General features: G+C 35.4%; 20 protein-coding genes. 9 read left to right on the top strand and 11 right to left on the bottom strand.

Annotation, left to right across the window (positions count from 1 at the left end):
* Nucleotides 1-35 precede the first annotated feature (35 nt).
* The 6 genes from A9G23_RS01380 to A9G23_RS01355 all read right to left on the bottom strand — a co-directional run bounded on the left by A9G23_RS01380 (nucleotide 36) and on the right by A9G23_RS01355 (nucleotide 7,271).
* On the bottom strand, nucleotides 36-431 hold the full coding sequence (locus tag A9G23_RS01380; RefSeq protein WP_065585925.1) for a cytidine deaminase: 396 nt from the start codon (nucleotides 429-431) through the stop codon (nucleotides 36-38).
* A 31-nt stretch (nucleotides 432-462) separates the two neighbouring features.
* Nucleotides 463-2,436: a bifunctional 2',3'-cyclic-nucleotide 2'-phosphodiesterase/3'-nucleotidase gene (locus A9G23_RS01375; RefSeq protein ID WP_065585924.1), complete on the bottom strand. Its 1,974-nt coding sequence runs from the start codon at nucleotides 2,434-2,436 to the stop codon at nucleotides 463-465.
* A 29-nt stretch (nucleotides 2,437-2,465) separates the two neighbouring features.
* The gene (add, locus tag A9G23_RS01370; RefSeq protein ID WP_065585923.1) at nucleotides 2,466-3,635 is read right to left on the bottom strand and encodes an adenosine deaminase; all 1,170 of its coding nucleotides are present in this window, start codon (nucleotides 3,633-3,635) and stop codon (nucleotides 2,466-2,468) included.
* 281 nt (nucleotides 3,636-3,916) lie between these two features.
* Nucleotides 3,917-5,170 (bottom strand): nucleoside permease, encoded by a 1,254-nt coding sequence (locus A9G23_RS01365; RefSeq protein WP_065585922.1) that lies wholly within the window; start codon nucleotides 5,168-5,170, stop codon nucleotides 3,917-3,919.
* A 102-nt stretch (nucleotides 5,171-5,272) separates the two neighbouring features.
* Entirely contained in the window at nucleotides 5,273-5,989 is a 717-nt protein-coding gene (deoD, locus tag A9G23_RS01360) for a purine-nucleoside phosphorylase (protein WP_065582920.1), read from the bottom strand.
* Nucleotides 5,990-6,041: 52 nt separating this feature from the next.
* On the bottom strand, nucleotides 6,042-7,271 hold the full coding sequence (locus A9G23_RS01355) for a phosphopentomutase (protein WP_065586023.1): 1,230 nt from the start codon (nucleotides 7,269-7,271) through the stop codon (nucleotides 6,042-6,044).
* A gap of 456 nt (nucleotides 7,272-7,727) precedes the next feature.
* Here A9G23_RS01355 and murB point away from each other — a divergent pair, with 456 nt between their 5' ends.
* Genes murB through birA form a run of 3 tightly spaced genes read left to right on the top strand, consistent with a single transcriptional unit; the run spans nucleotide 7,728 to nucleotide 10,868 of the window.
* Entirely contained in the window at nucleotides 7,728-8,738 is a 1,011-nt protein-coding gene (gene murB, locus A9G23_RS01350; RefSeq protein WP_065585921.1) for a UDP-N-acetylmuramate dehydrogenase, read from the top strand.
* 59 nt (nucleotides 8,739-8,797) lie between these two features.
* A complete protein-coding gene (locus tag A9G23_RS01345; RefSeq protein WP_065585920.1) occupies nucleotides 8,798-9,940 on the top strand; it encodes an MFS transporter in 1,143 nt (380 codons plus the stop codon).
* The gene (gene birA, locus A9G23_RS01340) at nucleotides 9,915-10,868 is read left to right on the top strand and encodes a bifunctional biotin--[acetyl-CoA-carboxylase] ligase/biotin operon repressor BirA (protein WP_065585919.1); all 954 of its coding nucleotides are present in this window, start codon (nucleotides 9,915-9,917) and stop codon (nucleotides 10,866-10,868) included. Before A9G23_RS01345 ends, birA begins: the two co-directional genes overlap by 26 nt.
* A 67-nt stretch (nucleotides 10,869-10,935) precedes the next feature.
* Here birA and A9G23_RS01335 read toward each other — a convergent pair whose 3' ends face one another.
* A complete protein-coding gene (locus tag A9G23_RS01335; RefSeq protein WP_065585918.1) occupies nucleotides 10,936-13,260 on the bottom strand; it encodes a zinc/cadmium/mercury/lead-transporting ATPase in 2,325 nt (774 codons plus the stop codon).
* 583 nt (nucleotides 13,261-13,843) lie between these two features.
* Between A9G23_RS01335 and A9G23_RS01330 the strand changes: the two genes are divergently transcribed.
* Nucleotides 13,844-14,758 carry an endonuclease/exonuclease/phosphatase family protein gene (locus A9G23_RS01330; RefSeq protein WP_065585917.1) on the top strand — a complete coding sequence of 305 codons (915 nt, stop codon included), beginning with the start codon at nucleotides 13,844-13,846 and terminating at the stop codon, nucleotides 14,756-14,758.
* 233 nt (nucleotides 14,759-14,991) lie between these two features.
* Here the strand turns inward: A9G23_RS01330 and A9G23_RS01325 are convergent, their stop codons facing one another.
* A complete protein-coding gene (locus tag A9G23_RS01325) occupies nucleotides 14,992-15,930 on the bottom strand; it encodes a 5'-nucleotidase (protein ID WP_065585916.1) in 939 nt (312 codons plus the stop codon).
* Nucleotides 15,931-16,129: 199 nt separating this feature from the next.
* On the opposite strand from A9G23_RS01325, the gene A9G23_RS01320 reads away from it, so the two are divergent.
* The gene (locus A9G23_RS01320; RefSeq protein ID WP_065585915.1) at nucleotides 16,130-17,356 is read left to right on the top strand and encodes an MFS transporter; all 1,227 of its coding nucleotides are present in this window, start codon (nucleotides 16,130-16,132) and stop codon (nucleotides 17,354-17,356) included.
* 91 nt (nucleotides 17,357-17,447) lie between these two features.
* On the opposite strand, the gene surE is transcribed toward A9G23_RS01320, so the two are convergent.
* Together surE and ypfJ are read right to left on the bottom strand one after the other, a co-directional pair.
* Nucleotides 17,448-18,194, bottom strand: coding sequence for a 5'/3'-nucleotidase SurE (gene surE, locus A9G23_RS01315; protein WP_176700583.1), 747 nt, complete (start codon nucleotides 18,192-18,194; stop codon nucleotides 17,448-17,450).
* 42 nt (nucleotides 18,195-18,236) lie between these two features.
* The gene (ypfJ, locus tag A9G23_RS01310; RefSeq protein WP_065585913.1) at nucleotides 18,237-19,094 is read right to left on the bottom strand and encodes a KPN_02809 family neutral zinc metallopeptidase; all 858 of its coding nucleotides are present in this window, start codon (nucleotides 19,092-19,094) and stop codon (nucleotides 18,237-18,239) included.
* Nucleotides 19,095-19,315: 221 nt separating this feature from the next.
* On the opposite strand from ypfJ, the gene A9G23_RS01305 reads away from it, so the two are divergent.
* Nucleotides 19,316-20,197 (top strand): DMT family transporter, encoded by an 882-nt coding sequence (locus A9G23_RS01305; RefSeq protein ID WP_065585912.1) that lies wholly within the window; start codon nucleotides 19,316-19,318, stop codon nucleotides 20,195-20,197.
* Nucleotides 20,198-20,534: 337 nt separating this feature from the next.
* Complete coding sequence (proP, locus tag A9G23_RS01300) at nucleotides 20,535-22,040, top strand: glycine betaine/L-proline transporter ProP (protein WP_065585911.1); 1,506 nt, start codon at nucleotides 20,535-20,537, stop codon at nucleotides 22,038-22,040.
* 423 nt (nucleotides 22,041-22,463) lie between these two features.
* Here proP and A9G23_RS01295 read toward each other — a convergent pair whose 3' ends face one another.
* Nucleotides 22,464-23,330, bottom strand: coding sequence for a helix-turn-helix domain-containing protein (locus A9G23_RS01295; RefSeq protein WP_065586022.1), 867 nt, complete (start codon nucleotides 23,328-23,330; stop codon nucleotides 22,464-22,466).
* 263 nt (nucleotides 23,331-23,593) lie between these two features.
* On the opposite strand from A9G23_RS01295, the gene fsa reads away from it, so the two are divergent.
* A complete protein-coding gene (gene fsa / locus A9G23_RS01290) occupies nucleotides 23,594-24,256 on the top strand; it encodes a fructose-6-phosphate aldolase (protein ID WP_065585910.1) in 663 nt (220 codons plus the stop codon).
* A gap of 151 nt (nucleotides 24,257-24,407) precedes the next feature.
* Nucleotides 24,408-25,214 (top strand): siderophore-interacting protein, encoded by an 807-nt coding sequence (locus A9G23_RS01285; RefSeq protein ID WP_065585909.1) that lies wholly within the window; start codon nucleotides 24,408-24,410, stop codon nucleotides 25,212-25,214.
* The last annotated feature ends 15 nt before the right edge of the window (nucleotides 25,215-25,229 follow it).

The raw sequence follows: 25,229 nt of genomic DNA, 5'->3' as shown, positions 1-25,229 counted from the left end.
TTTTTTTATTCATTTTCCTTTAAAACAAACCAAAATTAATCTAGATCACTTGGTGAAAAAGACCAAGGTAATAATTCACCCACCGTTGTTTCTTGGGTTTTTCCTTGCATATTGGTCAAAATAACAGGCATATCTTTAGCACAAAACTCGCTAATAACTTGGCGACAAGCCCCACAAGGCGAAATCGGACCCTCGGTATCACCAATGACTACCAATTTTTTAAATTTTGTTTTACCTTCAGACACCGCTTTAAAAATTGCCGTTCGTTCTGCACAATTGGCCAATCCATAAGAGGCGTTTTCAATATTACAGCCTAAAACTGCTTCATCATCTTCGGTAATGAGCACGGCACCAACCTTAAATTTAGAATAAGGCACATAAGCTTGAGAACGGGCGGTTTTAGCAAGTTCAATCAGTTTTTCAATTTTCATATTGATAATCCTTGAATCGTAATAATACTAATTAAATTTTGGGCTGAGTGTTAACTGGCGACTGCAAATCTATTCGATAAACCCCTAAACCAGATGTATCTGTGTCGATAAAGCGAATAGGGTATAATGAATGTTTTTCAATATAAGATTTAGCTTCATCCGCGGGTGATGTTTCAAAGCGAATATCCAATTTTATGTCACTAGTAATTGGGGCAATTTGCCAATTATTATCAACGGTAACATTCACTATGCCATATTTTTGGGTGATATTGGTGATATAAGCCGAAAGAATCAATCTTAAATCATCTGGCGAATTAAATTTGATATTTTTTTCACCAGTACCCGGAAATATGCCGCTATAAGCACGATAATTATTGGTGGCAATTAAGAATTTTTGATTAGGGACAATTGGTTTTTGCTGATAAGTCAGATGGCTAATTCTTTCAGAGGTTGGATTAATTAACTGACAATTTGCATCATAACGTGGTGGTTTGGTCACATCTATTTGATAATTCACTCCATCAATAATATCAAAATTATAAGTTCTAAATTTGTCCCAATTAATTAAATATTGTGGTTGTGATGAATTTTTATCTATTTGATTATACATACCGGCTGAACATTCCAGCCACTCTTTAACATCTTTACCTGTAATTTTTATGGCTGACAAAATATTAGGATAAAGGTAGATATCTGCGGCATTTCTAAACGACAAATCGCCTTTTTTGATATCAACAAAAGCACTTGGATCGTTTTTCCTGCCACCGGCTTTAAATGGTGCAATAGCTGATAGAACGGGTAGACCATCAAGGTCAGGATCCCCTTGAATAAACTGCTTAACGTAATTGATTTGCGCATCGCTAATAATTTGTAAGGCAGAAGTATCTTCGACCAGGGCTAAATAGCTCGTAATATCAGTTGAAACTTTACCAATTGGCTTGCCAACAAATTCACGCGTGCCTTTATGGTCTTTTTTTAGAATATTGACAATCTTTTTGTCGGCTTCAACTAGTGCCTTCTTATTTTTTACATCATAAATAGGTCTAGCTTCGGATTTACCTGAGGTTACTTGCCAATCGGATTTATTACCCTTTAGCACTAAATCCACCACACCTAAATGGCTACCCCATTGACCAGGCATCACAGCTGGGACATGATTAATATTGCCGGTTTTAAGATCCGTATTTGGCAGTGATTTAAACTCTTCACTAGGAAATACGCCGTGAGAGTGACCAAACATAATCGCATTAATACCCTCTACTTGGCTCAAGTAGTAAACCGAATTTTCAGCTAACGCTTTATAAGGTTCAGTCGATACGCCAGAGTGAGGAATCGCAATAATGACATTGGCACCTTGTTTTTTCATTTCGGGCACTAATAATTTGGCAGTTTCAGTAATATCTTTAACGACAACTTTGCCATCAAGGTTAAGTTTGTCCCATTGCATAATTTGTGGTGGAACAAAGCCAATATAGCCAATCTTAATTGTATGCTTCTTGCCCTTCCTATCAACCACTGGAGTATCTACAATAATATATTGTGTAAAAAATGGTTTATTGGTTTTGGCATCATAAACATTTGCGTTAACGTAAGGAAATTTAGCTCCTGAAAGGCTTTTTTGCAGAAATTTCAATCCAAAATTAAATTCGTGGTTACCAATATTACCGACAGTATAATTAAGCGTATTGAGTGCTTTATAAACAGGATGAATTTCGCCATCATTAAGACCTTTATTTACTGCGTAATCAGCCATTGGACTACCTTGAATCAAATCGCCATTATCAACAAGAACACTATTTTTTACCTCACGTCTTGCTTGATGAATCAAATTGGCGGTTTTTACTAACCCAAACGTATCAGCTGGTTGATCTTTAAAATAATCATAATTCATCATGTTACCGTGTAAGTCAGTGGTTTCAATAATCCTTAAATCGACCGTCGCAGCATTAACAGCGCCAGATATACATAGGGTTAAAAAGGTTAGGATTAATTTATTTTTTTTCATGCAAATCTCCTATTATTCTGACAAATTAATTAGTTAACGGGTATGGCTAGTAATAGTTTTTGATATTCTAAAAATCTGTCAATGATTGCTGGATGATATTTTTTGTCATTAATAAATTTTTTTAGCAACTGCTTATCTTCAGAGGTAAAACACGAAAGAACCTGCTCAGTCAAACGACTTTTAACCGATTCTTCAATAAATGCGGCTTGAATGCCACACAGCGTTATATCAAGCAATTCTAATCGTGAAAATGCAAAGATGGATTGAGCAATGTGATACTCTTTTTCAATATCGGTGCCAAAAATTCCAGCATCATCTGTATTGAGGGTAATGCGAACGCCTTGGTCATAAAGCTGCCTTATTGGGTGCTGATAAATATCACCATGCAATTCATTAACTAAAATTCGATTACTCGTTAAAGCAATTTCGAGAGTAATTTTTTTATCGACCAGTTCACAAATAAGCGCTTTGTTTTCAATAGCACGAATGCCGTGTCCGATTCTATTTGCACCGTGCTTAAGGGCTTGCACAATACTCTCGGCTGAATCAATTTCACCAGCGTGATACGATTTCTTTAAATTAAGCTTAGCCGCCAAGTCATGGGCATCTTTAAAATCATCAAAATGTCCGGTCATTTCGTTGCCAGCAATATTAAATCCTGTAATAAATGGATGATGATTATGTTGAATAAAACGCAACGTATCATAAACAACTTTTGCACCTAAGTGCCTAACGCCAATAACATGATATCTAACCGTAATGTCATAATCATTTTGTACCTTTATAATCGCTTTGTCCATTTGAAAAAGAGTCTGATTAAATCTTTCTTTATTCCAAATAATTTCGCCATTAACTTCAGTTGTGCAAATATGATAGGGGGACAGGAACAGTTCGCAATAAATTAATCCTTGCTTGGCATTTCTATAAAGAAAATCGTAAGTAATGGAATAATAATCTTCAGGGTCTTTTAGAAAGTTAGAAACGGTATCATACGTTTTGATAAACTCTTCAAATTTGGACTCATCATACAAATATCTACCATTTTTATATTCTTTAACGTTATATTGACCAGGTTGATAACATAATGTATCAGGAAAAGGAATATTATTTTTTCGAGCTAGCTGATGAGCCATAATAGGGGTAATACTTCCTTCAATGTGCTCATGTAATATGACTTTGGGTATAATTTGATCGTTCATTAGGTATTTAATCTATTTTAAATGAGTTAAATTGGCTTTAGTAATAATGACATTAACACACTTATCAAAAACTCAAAATAGCATACTTAGTATTGCTAATTATAAATGGGGCTATTTTACATTGATAAGACACCTGTCTGCTATATCTTTTGTATTACTTATTTATATTTTTGTGGAATGAATCATATTTTTAAACTAATTTTTTACTGATAAAAAGGCAACAACGTTTATTGTTGCCAACATATTGATGTAAGTGGAGATGTCCGCTACACATTGAATTATTAATTAGCTAGTTGATTTGTTTTCACGTTAGGATTTTCGTTTTTAAAAAGCAGCATAAACACAATAGCTAAAACCAAAGCATAACTTGCAAAAACAAGCCAGACTGTTTGCCAATCAATGCCACTTGTAGTTGTGTAATGATCGACTACAAAGCCACTAATTACCGAACCTAAATAAGCACCAAGCCCATTGGTCATGGTCATAAATAGTCCTTGAGCACTATTACGAATAGTTGGCGATACCGATTTTTCAACATACATCGAACCTGATATATTGTAAAAGTCGAAGGCACAACCATAAACAATCATTGAAAGAAGTAATAGTATAAAACCGACTGGAGATGGATCACCATAAGCAAATAAACCAAAACGTGCAACCCAAGCAAACATACTAATTAGCATAACGTATTTGATACCTAAACGTTTCATAAAGAAAGGTACAAATAAAATAAATACCACTTCTGAAATTTGAGAAATAGATAATAGTACGGAAGGATACTTAACCACTAAGCTATCGGCATATTCAGGAAATTTTTCAAAATCATGTAAAAATGGATTACCAAAGGTGTTGGTGATTTGTAAAATGCCACCTAATAAAACTGCAAATAAAAAGAAGATAGCCATTCTAGGTTGTTTGAATAAAACAAAAGCATCTAATCCTAATGAGCTAATGATGTTTTTTTCATCATTCGTGTTTTTTGTTGTTGGAATTAATGGTAATGAAAATGAATAAAGGCTGAGTAACAAAGAAGATGCAGCAGCGATATAAAGTTGCATACTACTAAGTTCTAACCGTAAAAAACTCACAAGCCACATAGCAACAATAAAACCGATCGTGCCAAAAATTCTGATACAAGGGAAGTGAGTAATGACATCAAGTCCTTGTGATTCTAAGCATGAATAAGAGATTGAATTTGAAATGGCGATAGTAGGCATGAAAGCTAAGCAATGAACAAGTATCACTATCATCATCATGAAAGGTGATGTGACAGAAGCCGCAATAAATAGCGTTATCGCACCGATTAAATGACAAAGCATATACAAACGATTAGCAGGTATCCATCTGTCAGCGACAATACCAAGTAAGCTTGGCATGAATAACGAAGCGATGCCCATTGTTCCATATATTGCTCCTACTTCAATACCAGTAAATTCTAATTTACGCATCATGTAAGAACCTAGGGTGATTAACCAGCTTCCCCAGATAAAAAATTGCAAGAAAAATATAACTTTAAGTTGAAACTTAATATTCATTTATGATTCCTTAATAAACGCGATCTTGTATAACCTATTATCCAAATATTAATAAAATAATTATTTGATCAAAATAAAAAATGGCAGATTTCCTGCCATTTTTTAGTTTTGATTTAATAAAACAGACTCTAGTGCAACGGTGATCATTTCTTTAAAGCCTAACTGTCTTTGCTCTGCTGACATTGCTTCGCCTTTTCGAATATGATCTGAAACCGTGCAAATGGCCAGTGCTTTTGCACCATATTCGGCAGCAACCCCATAAATGCCGGCAGCCTCCATTTCAACGCCTAAAATATTGTACTTTTCCATAACATCAAACATATCAGGCTCAACACTATAAAAAAGATCTGCAGAAAAAAGATTACCAATTTTAACATTTACACCTAATTTTTTTGCGGCATTAACGGCATTACAAGTTAAATCAAAATCGGCGATAGCGGCAAAATCATGATCTTTAAAACGTAAGCGATTGACTTTTGAATCGGTACAAGCGCCCAAACCAACAATAACATCACCCACGTTAACATTAGGACTAATTGCACCACACGAACCAATACGAATGATGTTTTCAACACCGTAAAATTTAATCAGTTCAGTTGCGTAAATTGAACAAGATGGAATGCCCATTCCATGCCCCATAATTGAAACTTTTTGACCTTTGTAATAACCCGTAAAACCTAACATGGCTCTTACATTAGTAATTTCTTGTGCGTTTTCTAAAAAGGTTTCTGCAATGAATTTTGCTCGTAGCGGATCGCCAGGCATTAAAACGGTTTTTGCAAAAGCATTATCAATGGCATTAATATGCGGGGTAGACATCAACTTCTCCTGATATTTGTTTCTAAATCGATATTATTTGAACTTAAGTTACTTATTTTTTTATAAATGATTTACCGTAATCCATTGGCGATAAATCAAAATAATCGGCAACACTTTGCCCAATATCGGCAAATGTTTCACGATGACCTAAAGATCCAACTGGCACACTATCTCCATAAACAATGACAGGGATATGTTCTCGAGTATGATCAGTACCAGGCCAAGTTGGATCGCAACCATGATCGGCACTAATAATAAGCAGATCGCCGGGTTTAATAAGTGCCAACATCTCAGGAAGGCGACGATCAAAATATTCTAACGCAGCAGCATAACCCGATACATCACGGCGGTGACCATAAGAGGAGTCAAAATCGACAAAATTAGTAAATACAATGGTGTTATCTTTAGCTTGTTTGATTTCTTCAAGTGATGCATCAAATAAAGCTTCAATACCAGTCGCTTTCACTTTTTTAGTAATCCCAACTTGTGCATAAATATCGGCGATTTTACCGATTGACACTACAGTACCGTGTTTTTCATCAACCAGCTTTTTAATCATCGTTGGAGCCGGTGGTTCAACAGCAAGATCGTGACGATTACCCGTACGCACAAATTCACCTGTTTTTTTACCAACAAATGGTCTAGCAATAACGCGACCAATATTGTAGTTACCTTTATTCAGTTCGTCACGAGCAATTTCGCAAATTTCATAAAGTCTATCTAAGCCAAATGTCTCTTCATGACAGGCAATTTGGAAGACTGAATCCGCAGAAGTATAAAAAATAGGTTTGCCAGACGCCATATGTTCTTCACCAAGCTCATCAAGAATAATCGTGCCTGATGAGTGACAATTACCAAGATAACCGGGAAGATTTGCGCGAGAAACAATTTTATCTAAAAGATCTTGAGGAAAACTGTTAGTTGTATTAGTAAAATAACCCCAGTCAAAAAGGACTGGTACACCGGCAATTTCCCAATGTCCTGAAGGTGTATCTTTACCCGATGAGATTTCACTGGCATAACCGTATGAACCAATAATTTCGCCTTCTGTCATCATGCCTTTAGGATATGCTCCGGTCGACTCATAGGCGGCTTCTATTAAGCCTAATTTTCCTAAATTAGGTAATTTTAATGGTCCACTTCGACCTTGTTCCGCTTTACCTAATGCACAAGCTTCTGCAATATGGCCTAAAGTATTAGCTCCTTCATCGCCATATTTCTTTGCATCTTCAGCGCCGCCGATCCCAAACGAATCTAGGATCATAATAAAAATTCTTTTCATAATTTCCTCTAACTCATAAGCAAAAATTAACTTGCGCACAATTAATATAATCAATAACAGCCTACCAAATGACAATGGTTGTTTTTTATACTACAAATCGATGATTTAGGCTATAATTCATAAAAACATTGCTTGGCTAGTTATAATACACGATAACAAAAAACAAAAAAGATTTAAGCATTGCTTTAGTCGAATATTTGTATAAATAATGTGATGAACTTTAACTTAGTCATTCTTTTGTAGCCAAAATGTAAATAAATCGTTTTTTGAAGAACACGATTAATAGCAAATTTATAGAAAAATTCAAAATCGTTCACGACTAAATAATTAATCAAATAAGCTTAACCAATGTGGTAATATAGACAGCAAATGCGATAGGACCCAAACTATAATAATAACCTATAATATCGGTTGACTTTTGGGGAACTATTTTCACAAAAATAAAGGTAGTTATCAATGAAACAAAAAATTCCTAATACATTTGGTCTAACTGTTTTTGCACAACAAGTTGTTACTATAACCACAGTTGAACAGTTACAACAAGTTTGGCAAGATAACACCCAAAATTCACCGATTATAATTATTGGCGAAGGTAGTAACACCCTTTTTACCTGTGATTTTGATGGTATTGTTATTGTTAATCGCATAAAAGGTATTACTATAACCGAAACAGAACAAGCGTGGTATTTAAAAGTGGGGGCAGGTGAAATTTGGCATGATTTAGTGTCAACAACTATTGCGCAAGATATATCGGGACTTGAAAATCTAGCATTAATTCCGGGTTGCGTTGGTTCGGCACCGATCCAAAACATTGGTGCTTACGGTGTTGAGTTTCAAAACGTTGCTGATTATGTAGAACTGCTTGAGCTTGCTACAGGCAAAATCATCACTGTAACCGATGGTCAATATGGATATCGTGAAAGCATCTTCAAAAAAGCATATTTGCAAGGTTATGCGGTCATCAATGTTGGTATTAAATTACCCAAACAGTGGCAACCAGTATTAACTTACGGTGAATTACGAAACTTTGATCCAAAAAATGTCACCCCAAAAATGGTCTTTGATAAAGTATGCGAAATTCGCCGCAGTAAATTGCCCGATCCAAAAGTTCTTGGCAATGGAGGGAGCTTTTTTAAAAACCCCGTAGTCGATAAAATTGAGGCAGATAAGCTACTTGAAATTTATCCGAATATGCCAATATATCCACAAGCCAATCATCAAATAAAATTGGCCGCAGGTTGGCTTATCGATCAGTGTGGTTTAAAAGGCTATCAAATAGGCGGAGCTGCCGTGCATCAACAACAAGCGCTCGTATTAGTCAACAAAAACCAAGCAACAGCGCAAGATATAGTTGAATTAGCTCGTTATATAAAAAAATGTGTATTACAAAAATTCTTGGTGAGTTTATCGCCAGAAATCCGATTTATCGGCAACTCGGGCGAAATTGATGCTGGCAGTTATTTATAATTAATACCAAATTATAATTGCCCGCAAATTATAACCCATAAATTATATGCGATAACATTATGAAACATTCGTATTCATTTCCTATTTTATTAACGAGTTTACTCTTTGTGACTATCTCGTTATCAGCTCTCAATACGCAAGTGCCATTGTGGCTAGTGCGTAATGAGTTTTCGCTTGGGCAAATTGGTCTTGTGGGATCAAGCTATTTTACTGGTAACTTGATTGGTACCGTTTTTGCCAATTGGTTTATTAGTAAATTTAATGCTCGCCACACTTATACCTACAGTTGCATTATTTTTGCCATTGCAACTATTGGTTTAAGTTTTTCAATGAATTTTTATAGCTGGGTAATGTGGCGCTTTTTTATTGGCATTGCATGCGCTGTCACTTGGGTGGTGATTGAAAGTTGCATATTACTCACCGGTCCAGTGCATACACGTGGGAAAATGCTTGCAGTTTATTTAACCACTTATTATTTAGGCACGGTTTTGGGGCAAGCTTTGTTACAGTATTTTCCACAAGATGTCTTGTATTTTGGATTGGTTATTATGTTACTGATGGGGCTAGCGATTTTATTTATTTTGCGTACACATTATAAATTACCAAAAAGAAAAAAAAGCAGCTTTGATATTATGCCAATGATATTAAATAAACCCTCTCGGCTTGGATTAACCGGGTGCGTTATTGCCGGTATGTTAATTGGATCGTTATATTCACTCTTGCCAGTTTATTATTCAAACTTGGGTTATAGTGATATTCAAGTTGCTAATTGGATGATTTTACTTATTTTATCTGGTGTGGCAGCACAAATGCCAGCCAACTGGTGTGCCGACAAATTTGGGCGTCAAGTTGTATTGCTAATTGAATCGCTGCTCATGTTGGCCGCATGTATCATGCTTATATTCAATTGGTTAGATGCGTTGGCAATTATCTTATTAGGTGCAACGATTTACACCATTTATCCCATATCCATGGCTTGGGCTTGCTCGTGTGTTAAGAAGCAAAATATTGTGGCTATGAATCAAGCAATGTTATTAACCAACACGTTAGGAAGCTTAGTTGCTCCTGCGGTGATTGCATTCATCATGGATAAAACAAGTAATACCTATTTATTTGTTAGTTTTACTATAATTTCGTTATACTTCGTTATCTTATTAGCTAAAAAAAGAGGAACGAATGCGCAGCTACAAAAATCCACTTAAATTAATTGAAATACTAGCCGATGGTCAGTTCCATTCAGGGGAAGAATTGGCAACCATATTTGGCATAACACGTGCTGGTATTAATAAATATATCAAACAACTGCGTGAGTGGGGAATAGCGTTAACGTCTGTGCAAGGTAAAGGTTATTGCTTGGTATCTCCTCTTAATTTGCTTAATAAAGCAAAAATAGACCAGTATTACCAGTCAAATAGTCACTGTGAAATATTACCGATTATTGATTCAACCAATCAATATTTACTTGATCGAATAGGTCAATTAACAACGGGTGACTGCTGCGTGGCTGAATTTCAATCAAAAGCGAGAGGAAGGCGTGGGCGAAAATGGTTTTCACCTTTTGGAACTAACCTATATTTTTCAATGTATTGGCGATTAGATCAAGGCATAGCGGCGGCAATGGGGCTGAGCTTAGTTGTTGGTATTGTCATTGCCGACATCTTACGTACATTATCAGGTCAAGACATTAAAGTTAAATGGCCAAATGATCTTTATCTTAATGATCAAAAATTGGCCGGTATTTTGGTTGAGCTCGCGGGTAAAACCGGCGACTGTGCCCATGTTGTGATTGGTGTTGGCGTCAATCTAACCATGACAAACCCCGATACCAACATAGTTAACCAAAAATGGGCTAATTTAGGTAACGTTGATCGTAATTTACTTGTTGCACAAGTCGCCAAAGTCTTAAAAAGACAATTAATCGAATTTGAAAAACATGGTTTAGCGCCATTTATTCATGATTGGAATAGACTAGATAACTTTGCCAATCGCCCAGTAAAACTATTAATTGGCAATAATATCATTCGTGGAATAGCAAAAGGCATTGATGATCAAGGTGCCTTATTACTAGAACAAAACGGTAAAATCCATGCCCATATTGGTGGCGAAATATCATTAAGAATTGATGAGTAATAACCAAAATATTATTTAAAAAACTATTCCGCTTGTTACAAGCGGAATAGTTTAAGTAAACAATTTTTTAACTTTTATTTTTAAATTTTAAAACTCTAAGCGCATTAGCGGTAACAATCGCAGTCGTGCCTGAATCAGCCAACACTGCTAGCCATAGCCCAGTAAAGCCAAACAAACTGGTCACCAAAAACACGAGCTTAATTCCCAATGCAATGGTAATATTTTGTTTAATATTACGACGTGCAAAACGCGTTAAACGAATTAACTTGGGCAAACTTAGCAAGCTATTTTTAGTTAATGCGGCATCGGCAGCTTCTAGCGCAACATCTGTGCCACTCCCCATGGCAATACTCACTGTTGCGGCTTTCATGGCTGGTGAATCATTAATACCATCGCCCACCATAGCAATTGACGTTGTGTTTCGGATCTTTTCAATGGCAATCAACTTATCGGCAGGCAACAGTTCAGCGCGGTAATCCATACCTAACTTATCGGCAATAGCTTTAGCTGCTCGCGCATTATCACCTGTTAGCATCAAAGATTTAATACCAAGCTGATTAAGTTCATTTATTGTCGTCGTTGCATCAGGCCGCAGCATATCTTGAAGAGCAATAATGCCCATCAGTTGTTGACTTGCTACCGCAACCACCACGGTTTTACCGGCACTTTCAAGCTCCGCTATGATTTTAGCGTGTTCATCATTTAAAGGCGTTGAAACGGTCGCAACTTTGCTTGGCGAAACAATATAAAAAGTCTGATTATCAATCTCCCCTTGAATACCAATCCCCGCGATTGCTTTACGATTATCGGCCTGATTAATGCTTAGCTGATTTTGTAAGGCATAATCAACAATAGCTTTACCAATAGGATGATGCGAACCACTTTCAACCGAGGCAACCAGTGTCAATAATTGTTCTTTTGAAATATCTTGTGAAATCACATCGGTTACTTGTGGTTTACCTTCAGTTAAGGTACCTGTCTTATCAAACGCAACCAGTTTAACCGAACCAATATGCTCTAACGCTGCACCGCCTTTAATTAGCACACCTTGCTTTGCCGCATTAGACAGAGCAGATGTTATTACCGCGGGGGTTGAAATCACAAGTGCACAAGGACAACCAATTAATAACAATGTCAGGCCACGATAAAAACAAGTATACCAATCAGCATTGAGTAACAAAGGTGGCAAAACAATCACCAATAAAGCAAATAAGGCGATTGTAGGTGTATAATAACGGCTAAATTTATCAATAAAACGTTCAATAGGTGCTTTGCGCTCATCGGCATCTTCAATCATTTGTAAAATGCGATCAACTGCATTTTGCCCGACTTCTGATACCACTTTAAGTTGAATTGTATTATCAACCACCAGCGAACCAGCCAAAATCTTATCGCCTGAAAGATAATTAACCGGAATGGATTCGCCAGTTAATGCGCTTTCATCAATATTGGCTTGTTCGCTCATCAAAATCACATCAGCAGGCAACCTCCCTCCTGATGAAATTTCAATAATATCATTGGGTTTTAAACTATGACTGGCAACGGTTTTTCGTGCTCCATCAATGATTATTACAGTCTCTTCTGGCATGAGCTGAGCGAGCGAGGAAATGCCTTTTTTTGCTTTACTTGTTGCAACACCTTCTAGCATTTCACCAATCATAAATAAAAAAATGACCATGGTGGCTTCTTCGGCTGCACCAATAAATAAAGCACCAATAGCTGACACGCTCATTAACGACTCAATCGCAAATGGTGTACCACTGCGCGTTAAAACCACCGCTTTTTTTAAAATAGGAATTAACCCAACAATTGCCGTCACTATAAAGGTGTATTTGCCAACGTTTTGATTACATAATAAAAGGATATAGCTCACCACAATTAAAGCACCTAATCCCCCTAAAGGGATTAATACTTTTTTATCAAAGCTATGGAAATGCTTATGATGATGAGAATGTTCGGGGGATGATTCAAAAATAGGTTTATAACCTAACTCAGTTACTTTATCTTCAATCAATTTAATGGTTTGTTCATTCTTTTGCGGAATAAACACCACTAATTTTTCGGTGGAAAATACCATCTTGATTTGGTTAATATTGGGTAACGCTTTTAAGCTGTTTTCAATTTGTTGCGCACAGTGTGCACAATCCATGCCTTTTATTTTCCAAGTTAATTTAGTTTGATTGCTTTGCCTGTCGGGGTCATCGGAAGGATCATCAAACTCATTTTTGGGGCTAGTCGTATGGGTATCGCCACCAGAACAATGCGTTGAATCTTGATGACAATTTAGCTCATGAGATAAAGGTGTATGATTATGCGCCAGATTTTGACAGTTATCATGACAACACTCATGGAAATGATGTTCGTGGTACATATATTTGTTATTATATAACATAACGTTACCTCGTTTTTGGGATGATTTTGATTGTACGCCAAAAAATAAAAAAGGAAATCATTTTTGTTTTTATACACCAAAAAGAGTGGATTAGTAACTTAGTTTTTTAAAATTAAAAACTATCAAAAATCAACAAAAACATCTTTTTATGCTCAATCATATATTTTTCTGCAACTTTTCTCCAAGATTTTTCAAACTTTTTTGCCAAATCTTAATTGATATTATTATTTTTCTTACTTAAGTTCTGCCGAGTAAGGTGAGTAGTCTACATTAAATAGACGAGTTAATTGTTATCCGTTTTATTCGACATTAACCCTCTCTTATTGTACATAAAACAGTCGATAATTTTGTTCTTGGAATACTAAGGCTGTAGGAATTAAAAGGATCAAAATTGTTACAGAAATTAAAAAAACGTGTTGCACTACATGGTTTTAATATCGTTTAACAAAATATAAGACTCAATGCTTTAACTTTATCTTATAAATTGTTATTTGTGATAATGATCGCAATTTAAAAAGTAAATTCCCTTTAATCTTAATATGGTCAAACTTTATCAAATTTTTATATATAAAAGGAAAGTTTTATGAAAAAGAATATTTTTGTATTGAGTTTAATTGGAATGTTTTCACTGTTCCCAAGTCTTAGTGCAGCTACAGAATCTACAGACTTAGTTGAAACACAATATTACAGTTCGCCCAATAAAGTTTATGAAAAAAATGAACAACCTCAAATAACCATCGCTAACTTTAATATCGCTGGCGGACTAAGAAAACACAAAGTTGATCTTGATTTGGTGTCCAAAGCAATTAAAGCAATGGGTGCAGATATAGTTACGCTCGAGGAAGTTGATCAAAACACGACACGTAGTGATAATTTAGATCAAGCAAAAATTATTGCTGAAAAAGCAGGAATGTATTATGTCTTTGGTAAAGCAACAGAGATGAAAGGGGGCAACTACGGTAATGCAATTTTATCCAAATATCCAATCGAGAAAACTAAAGTATTTCCGTTACCTTCGGGTAATTTTGAACAAAGAATACTCATGTTAAGTAAAATTAATGTACCAGGTTTTGATTCACCTATTTATGTGTTTAACACACACTTTGATTGGCACGAAGAAGATGACGTAAGAATGTCGCAGGCTAGATTTATTAATAGCATTGTTTTTGATGATCTTGATTTGGATGATGAGTTTCCAAACCTTGCATCAAGTATAATGCTACTACTTGGTGATTTTAATTCAGTAAAAAATGATCGCGTAGTGAAAGAATTTGAAAAATATTGGAACTTAGTTAAACAAGAAAATGTGGATACAAGAACATGGCCAGCGGGTAATCCTGGATTAGATCTTGATCATATTTTTACTAGTCGTAATCAAATTTGGAATGTTGAAAAATTAGTTATTCCTAATAATGGCGAAGAGTGGAACGGCATAAGTTGGCCATTAGTCAGTGACCATATTCCTGTTATTGCTAAATTAAAACTCATTGAACAATAAAAAGCGTTTGAAAACCCATGTTCTTATTTCAATAGAGAATTAATTTTATAGTAACTATATAATTATCTTAATTAATCGAATTGTAAGTAGGCTATAGGAATCTAAAACCTGTCGCTGTACTGGAATAGAATTTCGGGAGGGGGTTGTTGTTTACTGTTTTAAAATTATGCTCTCTTTATAAACTGAGAGCATAATTGGAAATAAATATTTGAATAAATTTTATTGTAAATATCTTATTTTTTATTCGTAATGCCGAATGGAATATGTACTGATGGTAAAATTTGGGAAGGTTTTTCTAAATGAGATTCTTGATCATCAAAAAAGACATGTGGTTTCATGATTTCTAAGACCTTATTTTTTTCAATCCCTCCTAGAAAAAATGCTTCGTTAATTTCAATTCCTAAATCTCTCAAAGTATATATAGCTCTTTCATGAGAAGGTGCGCTTCTGGCTGTTACAATAGCTGTTTTTAATATTGGTTTATAATTTGTATCTTGTTCAATTTTTTTATGTTCTAATTTTTGTATTTCAGCTAGCCGACGAATAAATTTGTTTAGTGGACCTGGATTATGAAGAATATTTTTCTTAGTTCTTTCATTATCATGAAAATCATCTAAATTCTGTGTAATTTGATAAATACTTTCTGATTCATCATCAACTATTACACCATCAAAATCAAATGCAATACGAAGTTCTAAATCTTTGGAATCATCATCTGTGATATTATTTTCAATTACTCTACCTGCGGGATAACCCGCCTTTATCGCTTGAATTACGTCAAAAGAATTTGCAGATAGGAACAATTCAATATCAAAAGCTGGAATGTATTTCAATGGTGATGATCCTTGCAAAAAAACAGCCCTTGTCATGTTTAATTGATGATGTTCAATTGATTTCATGACTCTTAGTCCCGTGTCAGGATCATTTCTTGATAATAAAATTACTTCTACTAATGGATCATTTAGTGATGGAGATAAAACATTTAAAGATAATAATCTTTTGATAAAAGGAAAAGCTACGCCTTCTTTGAGTGGTTCATTTTCCTTATCTCTTTGAAATTTTCGATATTCTTTATCACCTTTTTCTCGAAAAATTTTATCTGATTCTTCTAAATCGAAAAGTGCGCTAGATGCAAGACCAATAACAAGTCTTTTTGTTAAATCATAAGCCATTTATTTATAATATTCCTTTCATTGGATGAATAAAACTATATGTGAATTTTTTACTTATTACAATTAATTTTATTCAATAAGTTAATAGTAAAGATTATTACTAATAGTTAGTTTATTACTTAATAGATAGGTTTTTCATCTTACTTTTATGTCGATATTCAGTATATAATCTAAAAAAACAACCTAATGGAGGGTTTTTATGGTTCATGAAACTTCGTTTCGTCAAAAGCAAAGTACTATTTTTTTTGCTTTTTTAGTGACCACTTTTATTGTTGGTATTGCAGGTGCTTTACAATCCCCCACATTAAGTCGATTTTTAACTTTTGAAGTCAATGTTGATTCACGTTTAGTAGGGCTTTTTTTCTCGATTAATGCTTTAGCGAGCATTGTGGGTAGTTTTTTATTGGCTAAATATTCCGACCAAAAGGGTGACAGGCGTTATATTGTCATTTTCTGCTGTTTAATGGGTATTGCTAACAGTGTCATCTTTGCCTTTTCACGTCACTATTTGGTGTTAATCACCCTTGGGGTGCTGTTTGCTGCGTTATCGTCTGCTGCTATGCCACAAATTTTTGCCCTAGCGCGCGAATATGCGGTTAAAACGGGACGTAATGTTGTGGCCTTTAATTCACTTATTCGTGCTCAACTTTCGTTAGCTTGGGTGTTTGGCCCGCCAATTTCATTTGGTTTAGCCGTTAAATTTGGCTTTACGGTTATGTATTTAACCGCCATGAGCATGTTTATAGTCGCGATGCTGTTTGTTGCCATTTTTTTACCTTCAGTTGCAAAAAATCCCACTTCACAATTCAATAGCGCAACAGAGCTACAAGCGGCAAATCAACCAATTTGGAAAAACAGGAATGTGCTGTGCTTATTGTTATCCACCGTATTTATGTGGACAGCAAACATGATGTATATCATCGATATGCCGATTTATGTGGATGTTGTATTGCATCTATCTGATTCATTGCCAGGGATGCTAATGGGGCTTGCTGCGGGTATTGAAATCCCCGTTATGATCATTGCAGGATATTTAGTGCCTTATTTAGACAAACGAAATCTGTTTTTTATTGCGATTATCTGTGGCTTAATTTTTTATATTGGTATGATTTTTTGCACAGATAAATCCGCATTATTAGCATTACAGCTATTTAACGCGCTATTTATTGGGATTGTGGCCAATATTGGCATTATCTATTTTCAGGACTTATTGCCAACTCAAATGGGAGTGGCTTCAACTTTATTTAATAATGGTGTTATCTTTAGCATAATTATCGCTGGAATGTTGCAAGGATTTGTCTCAGAAGCCTATGGACATGAGGTTATCTATTGGATTGCGTTAGTTATGGTTGCGATATCATTATTATTTTGTGCATTGGTGAAAGATGCAAACAGTAAAGCAGCTGAAAGGCGAGTAATCAGCTAGATAATTAACCACAAAAGAATTAACAACGAAAAGATTATTAAATGTAACTTCGTCTTTCCCAAATGCGAGAAAGACGAAGCCTCGGAAACCATTAAATATCAAATGTGTTTAACAGTTTTTCATAAAAGGCATAATCTGTCCTTTCATAACTCAATGGTGTAATGGTAATAAAGTCGGCATTAGTGGCATCAAGTTCTTTATTTTCATCAATTATTTGCAAATTACGTTTAGCTCTGAACCAAAAGTAATCATTACCTTCGGGATCTTGGGTTGGCATCACTACAAAACGACTTACATCGCTATCGCCTTGTTTGGTTATTTTCAAACCTTTAACTTGATGTGCCGCACAGGCAGGAAAATTAACATTAAAGCAGATATTTTTCGGAGCCGATAATGAAAGTAATTTAGCAATAACTGATTGTGCATGGTGCTTAGCACAATCCCAATTAGTTGGCTGATTATCTTCAGTGGTTACTTGACTTAAAGCAATCGCAGGAACGCTCAACGTCATTGCCATCATTGCTGCACCAACCGTGCCAGATAAGACTGTTTCAAAGCCTACATTCGAACCATTATTAATTCCCGATAGCACAAGATCAGGTAAATGATCCGCCATCAAATATTTAATCGCAAATAACGAACAATCGGCAGGTGTGCCATAAACGGCAAATTCGTGTTTACCACGCTGAGTAACTCTAAATGGCGATTTTAGGCTTACCGAACACGATACACCACTTTGATCTATCGCTGGCGCAACAAGCCAAACCTCGTGGGCAATTTGCTTTGCGATTTGGTGCAATAGCTTAATGCCCGGTGCATCAAATCCGTCATCATTCACTAATAAAACGCGGTTAACTAGCTTATTTAGTATATTCTTTCCTTATTGGGCAAATGTATTGCATTCATTAATTGCACCGCTATCAAACCCACGTTTAAACCAAGTATAACGTTGCTTAGATGTGCCGTGTGTAAAACTATCGGGCACCACATATCCTTCGCTTTGTTGTTGCAAGCGATCATCGCCAATAGCTTTTGCCGTGTTTAAGGCTTGTTCAATATCACCTGTATCTAGTCGGTTTTGTTGCTGCATTGCATTGCCCCACATGCCAGCAAAACAATCGGCTTGCAGTTCTAACTTAACGGATAATTGATTATTCGTTATTGCTGATTGATCCTGTTTTAAATGCTCAACTTGGCTAAATGTTCCCAGTAAATTTTGTACATGATGACCAATTTCGTGCGCAATCACATAGCCCTGAGCAAAATCGCCACCACCGCCAAGTCGCTGTTTCATCTCTTGATAAAACGACATATCGAGATAAACGGTTTTATCAATACTGCAATAAAATGGCCCCATAAAGGTTTGCCCAGTGCCACACGATGTTCTTGTTGTACCTTTGTAAAGTACTAATTTTGGTGGCGTATAGGTTTTACCTAAACGTTGAAATTCTTGATGCCAGTAATCTTCAGTACTGGCTAAAATGACGGATGTAAATTTAGCGGCATCTTCATCGTCAATTGAATATTGATTGGAATTTTGCTCGGTATTACTGGTATCAATTAGGCTTGAATTTAGCAAACCAGTCAAATCAACGCCATAATAGCCCGCTACTAACACCACAATAAATAGAACAACTTTGCCTTTACCTCCAATTGGGATTTTTGTTCCCATTTCACTTCCTGATTGCGAACGACGATCTTCAATATTATCACTCTCTCTTTGGTCTCTCCAGCGCATAGGGATCACCTTATCAGTTTTAATTTAATTATTTTAAAGGATAACAAACAAGGATTCTAGGTTAAGTTATTATTGTCGTTGCAAATTGAACAAATTAATGAAATTAAATGAATAAAAATAGACACAGTATTTGTTTTTAAATTGGTTATTTTCTTGTTAATTTTAGGTATATAATGGTATTAAAAACCATCGTATCTTCATTCTAATGTTAGGGTATTACTATGCCATATTTATTGCTTACATTAGCAGCTTGTTTTTGGGGCGGAAATTATGTTGTTGGGCGCGTTTTAGTTACACAAGCCGATCCTATGGTAATATCTGAAGGTCGATGGATTATCACTGCACTGTTATTATTGTGTTTATATCACCAACAACTCTGTCATGATCTGCTTAAAATTAAAAAATCAATTTGGCCGATATGTTTGCTCGCTATTTTTGGGCAAATTTTATTCCCTTTGACACTTTATATTGGATTACAATATACCTCATCGCTTAATGCCTCAATTTACCTTTCGGCAACACCATGTATGGTGTTGGTTATGAATAAATTATTATTTAATGATACGATTTCAAAAAATAATATTGTAGGAGTTTTATTTAGTACCATTGGTGTAATTTATTTGATTTTACAAGGAAATCTAGCCAATTTAAGTGAACTTAGTAATATCAATAAAGGGGATCTGTGGGCAATGGCTTCAGCAATGAGTTGGGCTTGTTATAGCGCATTTTTGCGGTTAAAAGATAAATCAATATCAGGTAACGCTTTTGTGACTGTCAGTGCTCTGTTAGGTTCAGCAATATTACTGCCTATTGCATTAGTGTATTTTTATTTTTATCCTGTGACTAATTTAGCGCATTATGCGACTCCCAATTTTTTGCTTGGTTTACTCTATATTGCTATTTTTGCATCTTGGCTATCTTATTTGTTTTGGAATAAAGGCATAGTTGAAATTGGTGCAACGAGAGGGCAAATTTATACTCACATCATCCCCTTGTCAGCCGGCATTTTCAGTATTGTGTTTTTACATACACAAGTTGCCTATTTTCATCTTGTTTCGATAGTATTCATTGTGATTGGGATCTATTTTTGTTCAAAAAAATAAACCGACAATCATGTTTAAAATATTGCATTATTAGCTAACCCATTCACTGCATTTTACAAAATAGGGTTATTTTGCTATAATTGGTATTCAATATTCACAAAAAGGAATTGTTTTGTTGTGATTTGATAAAAAACAAAATAGACAATAAAACATTAGTTTTTGCTTTTTTATTATCCTCTTTTTTTATCTTTGCTGTATTTTGCTTCAATTTTAATTAACTGATAAACACTGTTCAAAGTGTAATCTAAAAAGTATTGTTCTTTATGTATTAAAAGGTAACCGTTTACCTTGTTGCATCATTCCTTTTTATTATTTGTATGTAAACAGGCGGTATTTTATGAAAAAAACAAGAAAATCCAAAAACAAACCATTAAACATTAACGATATTACAATAATTGATGATAGCAAGTTAAAAAAAGCCATTACTGCAGCAGCGCTGGGTAATGCGATGGAGTGGTTTGATTTTGGTGTGTATGGCTTTTTAGCTTATGTGTTAGGGCAAGTTTTTTTCCCTGATGCATCACCTAGTGTTCAAATGGTGGCCGCGTTAGCCACGTTTTCGGTACCGTTTTTAGTTCGGCCGTTAGGGGGATTGGTTTTTGGTATTCTTGGCGATAAATTTGGACGACAAAAAGTATTATCTATCACCATTATTATTATGTCGTTAAGCACTTTTTGTATTGGCTTAATTCCTTCTTATGCTTCAATAGGTATTTCTGCACCTATATTATTACTGCTAGCTAAATTTGCTCAAGGTTTTTCAATTGGGGGCGAATATTCTGGCGCCGCCATCTTTGTTGCCGAATACTCGCCAGATCGTAAACGTGGTTTTATGGGGAGTTGGTTAGATTTTGGTTCTATTGCGGGTTTCTTAGTGGGTGCTGGTTTAGTAGTGCTTTTATCTAGTATTCTTGGAAAAGTTGCATTTCATGATTGGGGCTGGCGAGTTCCATTTTTATTTGCTTTACCACTTGGACTAATTGGGATTTACTTACGTCATGCTCTAGATGAAACACCTGCATTTCAACAGCATACTGATTTAATGGATCAAAATGATCGCAATCATATTTCTAATCAACCTAAAATGACGTTTAAACAGATCATAACCCAATATTGGAAAAGCCTATTGGTCTGTGTGGGACTCGTGATTGTTACTAATGTGACTTATTATATGTTGCTTACTTATATGCCTAGCTACTTATCTCATAACTTAAATTATGATACCGATCATGGTGTGCTAATTATTATTGCCATCATGATTGGTATGCTATTTGTGCAACCATTGATCGGTTTTATTAGCGACAAAATAGGTCGTAGACCATTTATTATTGGCGGTAGCCTAGGCTTATTAATTCTTTCTTATCCTGCGTTTGTTATGATCAATAGTGACATTATTGGTCTTATTTTCTTAGGGTTACTGATTTTGGCTGTGTTACTTAACTGTTTTACTGGTGTTATGGCTTCTATTTTACCGGCTATCTTTCCGACCAGTATTCGTTACAGTGCTCTGGCCATATCCTTTAATATTTCGGTATTAGTTGCTGGTGCGACACCGACTGTTATCGCTTGGTTGGTTGCAGAAAGTAATAATCTATATATGCCAGCCTATTATCTAATGGTTGTGGCATTAGTTGGCTTACTTACAGGCATAAAGATGAGAGAAACAGCAAACCAACCATTGCGTGGTGCAACGCCAGCGGCATCAGATCGTTCAGAAGCCAAAGAAATCTTATCGGATCACTTTGACACCATAGAGCACAAAGTCGAAGATATTGAACAAAAAATAGAAACTTTGCAGGAACAACGACAGAATTTAGTGGACCAGCATCCGAAGTTAGATTGATCTTTTTATTTATTTGGTTTTGTATGTTTTACTTTAAAAACCCTGCAAAAAAGGGTTTTTACAAGCAAAATCCTATTTGCCTTTTGCTAAACAAGGCTCATAGTATATGGGTTTCTAGTTTACCGCCGCATAGGCAGTATTAGCAATGCTGGCATTATCACTGTCTGACAGTATGATGCTCACTGTGCATAAACATTTGATTTTATTTGAAATAAAAAATAAATAAAATCAATAAGCTACCTGAAAGTTTTTTATGTGAAAAAGTTCTGATCTTTGACAGTAGCCAGAGGCTATTGCTGCTATTTATTTGGTATCGGAATATGCCGATCATTCAGCGTTATTAGAACACCTAGCAAAGGATAGGGCATATGTTATGCAGCAAAGTACAAAACCAAACAAGTGCAAAATCTAGCTATAAAAAAGTTATTTGATTACCAACTTACTATGATATTGCCGACGATATTCTGTTGGCGTTCGCTCTGTCTTTTTTTTAAAAATCCGACAAAAATAATTACTATCTTTAAACCCCGATGCTAGAGCAATTTCTTTTATATTTAGATCATAATCCTTTAATAGCAATTTGGCATATTCTAAGCGAATATGATTTAGATATTCATTTAACCCTATTTTTCCCTCGCTTTGAAATAGGTGTGATAAGTAATTGGGTGAAATGTAAAACATATTTGCCAAAAAGTCACGCGTTATATCTTCACGAAAGTGTATATCGATATATTGGCGAATAGCTTCATATAGGCTGGTTGTTTTGGATGAAGTTTTGATTTCGGTATTGAGCAAATCTAACGTATTGCTAAGTAAACTGTGAATCAGGTAGTAAGCAGTTTGATTTTGTTTACATGATTGTTTTTGCCAAATGAGTTCATTCAGTGCTTGAATAATAAATGTACCAACCCGAGGACCACGTCTTGGCGTGTTAATTTGCCCAAGTGAAATTAGTTGTGTACCATCCCAATGCAATAAGCTTATACTAATTTGTTGTTTACCAAACAAGATGTTTAATAAAGTAACAGGGCTTGTCCAAATGGGTTTGTTCCAGCTTTGAGCGGAAATATATAAAAGATCATTAGTCGATAATATTTTTTCAATAATTTTTCCATTGTTATCCGTCCATTGCATTTGTTGCGTTCCTTCTAATATGATTTCAATTTGCGGAAATTTGACTGGGTAGGTATCCAAAGGGGCGCAATTACTGTTATTTACAAAATAGATACGATTGATTGTTTGCTGACGAATTACAAACTTGGTTAATGCGTTGTTGATGGATTTTATCATAAGCATAAATTAAGTAGTGTAGGTTTGTTTAAATTATATACAGTTTAAAAAAGATGAAAATTGTTATAACTCGTTTCTATTTAATAAGTTATTTTAAATTTTTAATTGTGTGATCTAAGTCTCATTTTTTTATATAGCGTACAAAAGTCCAGTAAATGGCAAGTTCGTCTTCTAGGCGGTAGAATTATTTTTTTTTACGATGTTTGTTATGTAAATGTTGTTATATGTTAACAAATTTGTTCATTCTGAATTAGGAGTTAACCATGGAATTATATTTAGATACCGCCGATATTGCTGCCATCAAACGTTTAGCTAAAGTGTTGCCTATTTGTGGCGTGACCACTAATCCGAGCATTGTGGCAAAATCAGGTAAGCCTATCTTTTCATTATTGGCTGAATTACAAGAGGTGCTAGGTACAGATAAATTGTTGTTTGCCCAAGTGCTTTCAAGTAATGCGGACGAAATGATAAAAGAAGCTCATCAGCTTAGAAAGGCTGTGCCGTCGATTGTGACTAAAATTCCCGTTAATGCGCAAGGCTTGATTGCGATAAAAGAACTAACCGAACAAGGTATTCCTACGTTAGGCACGGCTGTTTATGGTGCAGGACAGGGCTTTTTAGCGGCATTAGCTGGGGCTAAATATATCGCACCTTATGTCAACCGCATCGATGCTCAGGGTGGAAATAGCAAAGATACCGTGCTTGAGTTGCAAAAATTGTTAGATTTGCATTGTCCTCAGTCGATGGTATTAGCCGCCAGTTTTAGAACACCAAGGCAAGCGTTAGATTGTATGCTTGCGGGTTGCAAATCTATTACGTTGCCAGTAGATGTGGCGGAACAGTTTATTTCTGATCCAGCTGTGGATGCGGCAATTAATAAGTTTGATCAAGATTGGTGTAATGCCTTTGGTACGTTAACGTTTTAAGTTTGTTTGTTAATTTAGTTTTGTTTAAACTTATTCCATCGCTTTTAGGTGGAATAACTTTATCTGTTTTTTCAATTGTAAAAATAGCATTACTCGAACAATTTTTGTTGTATGATGAGTTCAATTAACTATAAATATAAGGATCGGCGTGATGGATGAAAAAACAAAAAAAAACGAAGCAAACAAAAAAGTCATAGTCAATGCGTTATTAACAGTATTGAAGGTTGAAAAAATATCTCCCAGTTTTATCCGCGTGCAGTTTAGTAGTAATAAACCGGTTAATATCGATCCCTTATGGGTTTGCCCGTATTTAAAATTACTCTTCCCTGATCCTTCAACCGGCTTAATTATCTTTCCTAAGCTTGATGATAATAATAAAATTGTTCTTGACGATAAGCTACGTGTGCTTGTTCGTAACTATAGTGTGCGTGAATTTGATAGTGTCACCAATCAGTTTTTTGTGGATTTTACTATTCATGACACTGGTTTGGCTTCGGTATGGTCGCAAAAAGCCAAGGTTGGCGATCAAATCGGTTTAATTGGCGCTGCCAGTAAGTTGTATTTTACTAATGATTGTTTGGTGTTAATTGGTGATATTTCTGCCGTGCCAGCCATTTGTTATACGCTTGAACATCTTCCCAAAAAACATAAGGCTTTTGCCTTTATACAGGTTAATCATAAAAGTGATATGGTATCGTTGCCAGATAATAAAAATATTGCAGTAAATTGGTTTGTACAAAATTCGGACAATCCCCATCAATTAGTTGATGCGGTGATCAACGCTGATTTATCTGGAAAAAATAAGCTGTTGTTTTGGGGGGGAATGGAGCGTTCATTGGCACAACCTGTTCGCCATGCTATTAAGGGTAAATATACACATTTATCGCCTGATGCTTTTCAAATTACCAACTATTGGCGAAAAGGTTTTGCCGAAGGTCAATTTAAGCATCGTGAATAATTAACGGTTGCTATT

The organism is Gilliamella sp. App4-10 (assembly GCF_001690495.1).
Classification (GTDB): Bacteria; Pseudomonadota; Gammaproteobacteria; order Enterobacterales; family Orbaceae; genus Gilliamella; species Gilliamella apicola_G.
The sequence above is the reverse complement of the archived record's forward strand: the minus strand, read 5'-3'. Positions and strand labels throughout refer to the sequence as shown.

Excerpts from the sequence above, each read along its gene's own strand:
- A9G23_RS01380 (WP_065585925.1), bottom strand. The coding sequence starts at position 431 with ATGAAAATTGAAAAACTGATTGAACTTGCTAAAACCGCCCGTTCTCAA.
- A9G23_RS01375 (WP_065585924.1), bottom strand. The coding sequence starts at position 2,436 with ATGAAAAAAAATAAATTAATCCTAACCTTTTTAACCCTATGTATATCT.
- add (WP_065585923.1), bottom strand. The coding sequence starts at position 3,635 with ATGAACGATCAAATTATACCCAAAGTCATATTACATGAGCACATTGAA.
- A9G23_RS01365 (WP_065585922.1), bottom strand. The coding sequence starts at position 5,170 with ATGAATATTAAGTTTCAACTTAAAGTTATATTTTTCTTGCAATTTTTT.
- deoD (WP_065582920.1), bottom strand. The coding sequence starts at position 5,989 with ATGTCTACCCCGCATATTAATGCCATTGATAATGCTTTTGCAAAAACC.
- A9G23_RS01355 (WP_065586023.1), bottom strand. The coding sequence starts at position 7,271 with ATGAAAAGAATTTTTATTATGATCCTAGATTCGTTTGGGATCGGCGGC.
- murB (WP_065585921.1), top strand. The coding sequence starts at position 7,728 with ATGAAACAAAAAATTCCTAATACATTTGGTCTAACTGTTTTTGCACAA.
- A9G23_RS01345 (WP_065585920.1), top strand. The coding sequence starts at position 8,798 with ATGAAACATTCGTATTCATTTCCTATTTTATTAACGAGTTTACTCTTT.
- birA (WP_065585919.1), top strand. The coding sequence starts at position 9,915 with ATGCGCAGCTACAAAAATCCACTTAAATTAATTGAAATACTAGCCGAT.
- A9G23_RS01335 (WP_065585918.1), bottom strand. The coding sequence starts at position 13,260 with ATGTTATATAATAACAAATATATGTACCACGAACATCATTTCCATGAG.
- A9G23_RS01330 (WP_065585917.1), top strand. The coding sequence starts at position 13,844 with ATGAAAAAGAATATTTTTGTATTGAGTTTAATTGGAATGTTTTCACTG.
- A9G23_RS01325 (WP_065585916.1), bottom strand. The coding sequence starts at position 15,930 with ATGGCTTATGATTTAACAAAAAGACTTGTTATTGGTCTTGCATCTAGC.
- A9G23_RS01320 (WP_065585915.1), top strand. The coding sequence starts at position 16,130 with ATGGTTCATGAAACTTCGTTTCGTCAAAAGCAAAGTACTATTTTTTTT.
- ypfJ (WP_065585913.1), bottom strand. The coding sequence starts at position 19,094 with ATGCGCTGGAGAGACCAAAGAGAGAGTGATAATATTGAAGATCGTCGT.
- A9G23_RS01305 (WP_065585912.1), top strand. The coding sequence starts at position 19,316 with ATGCCATATTTATTGCTTACATTAGCAGCTTGTTTTTGGGGCGGAAAT.
- proP (WP_065585911.1), top strand. The coding sequence starts at position 20,535 with ATGAAAAAAACAAGAAAATCCAAAAACAAACCATTAAACATTAACGAT.
- A9G23_RS01295 (WP_065586022.1), bottom strand. The coding sequence starts at position 23,330 with ATGATAAAATCCATCAACAACGCATTAACCAAGTTTGTAATTCGTCAG.
- fsa (WP_065585910.1), top strand. The coding sequence starts at position 23,594 with ATGGAATTATATTTAGATACCGCCGATATTGCTGCCATCAAACGTTTA.
- A9G23_RS01285 (WP_065585909.1), top strand. The coding sequence starts at position 24,408 with ATGGATGAAAAAACAAAAAAAAACGAAGCAAACAAAAAAGTCATAGTC.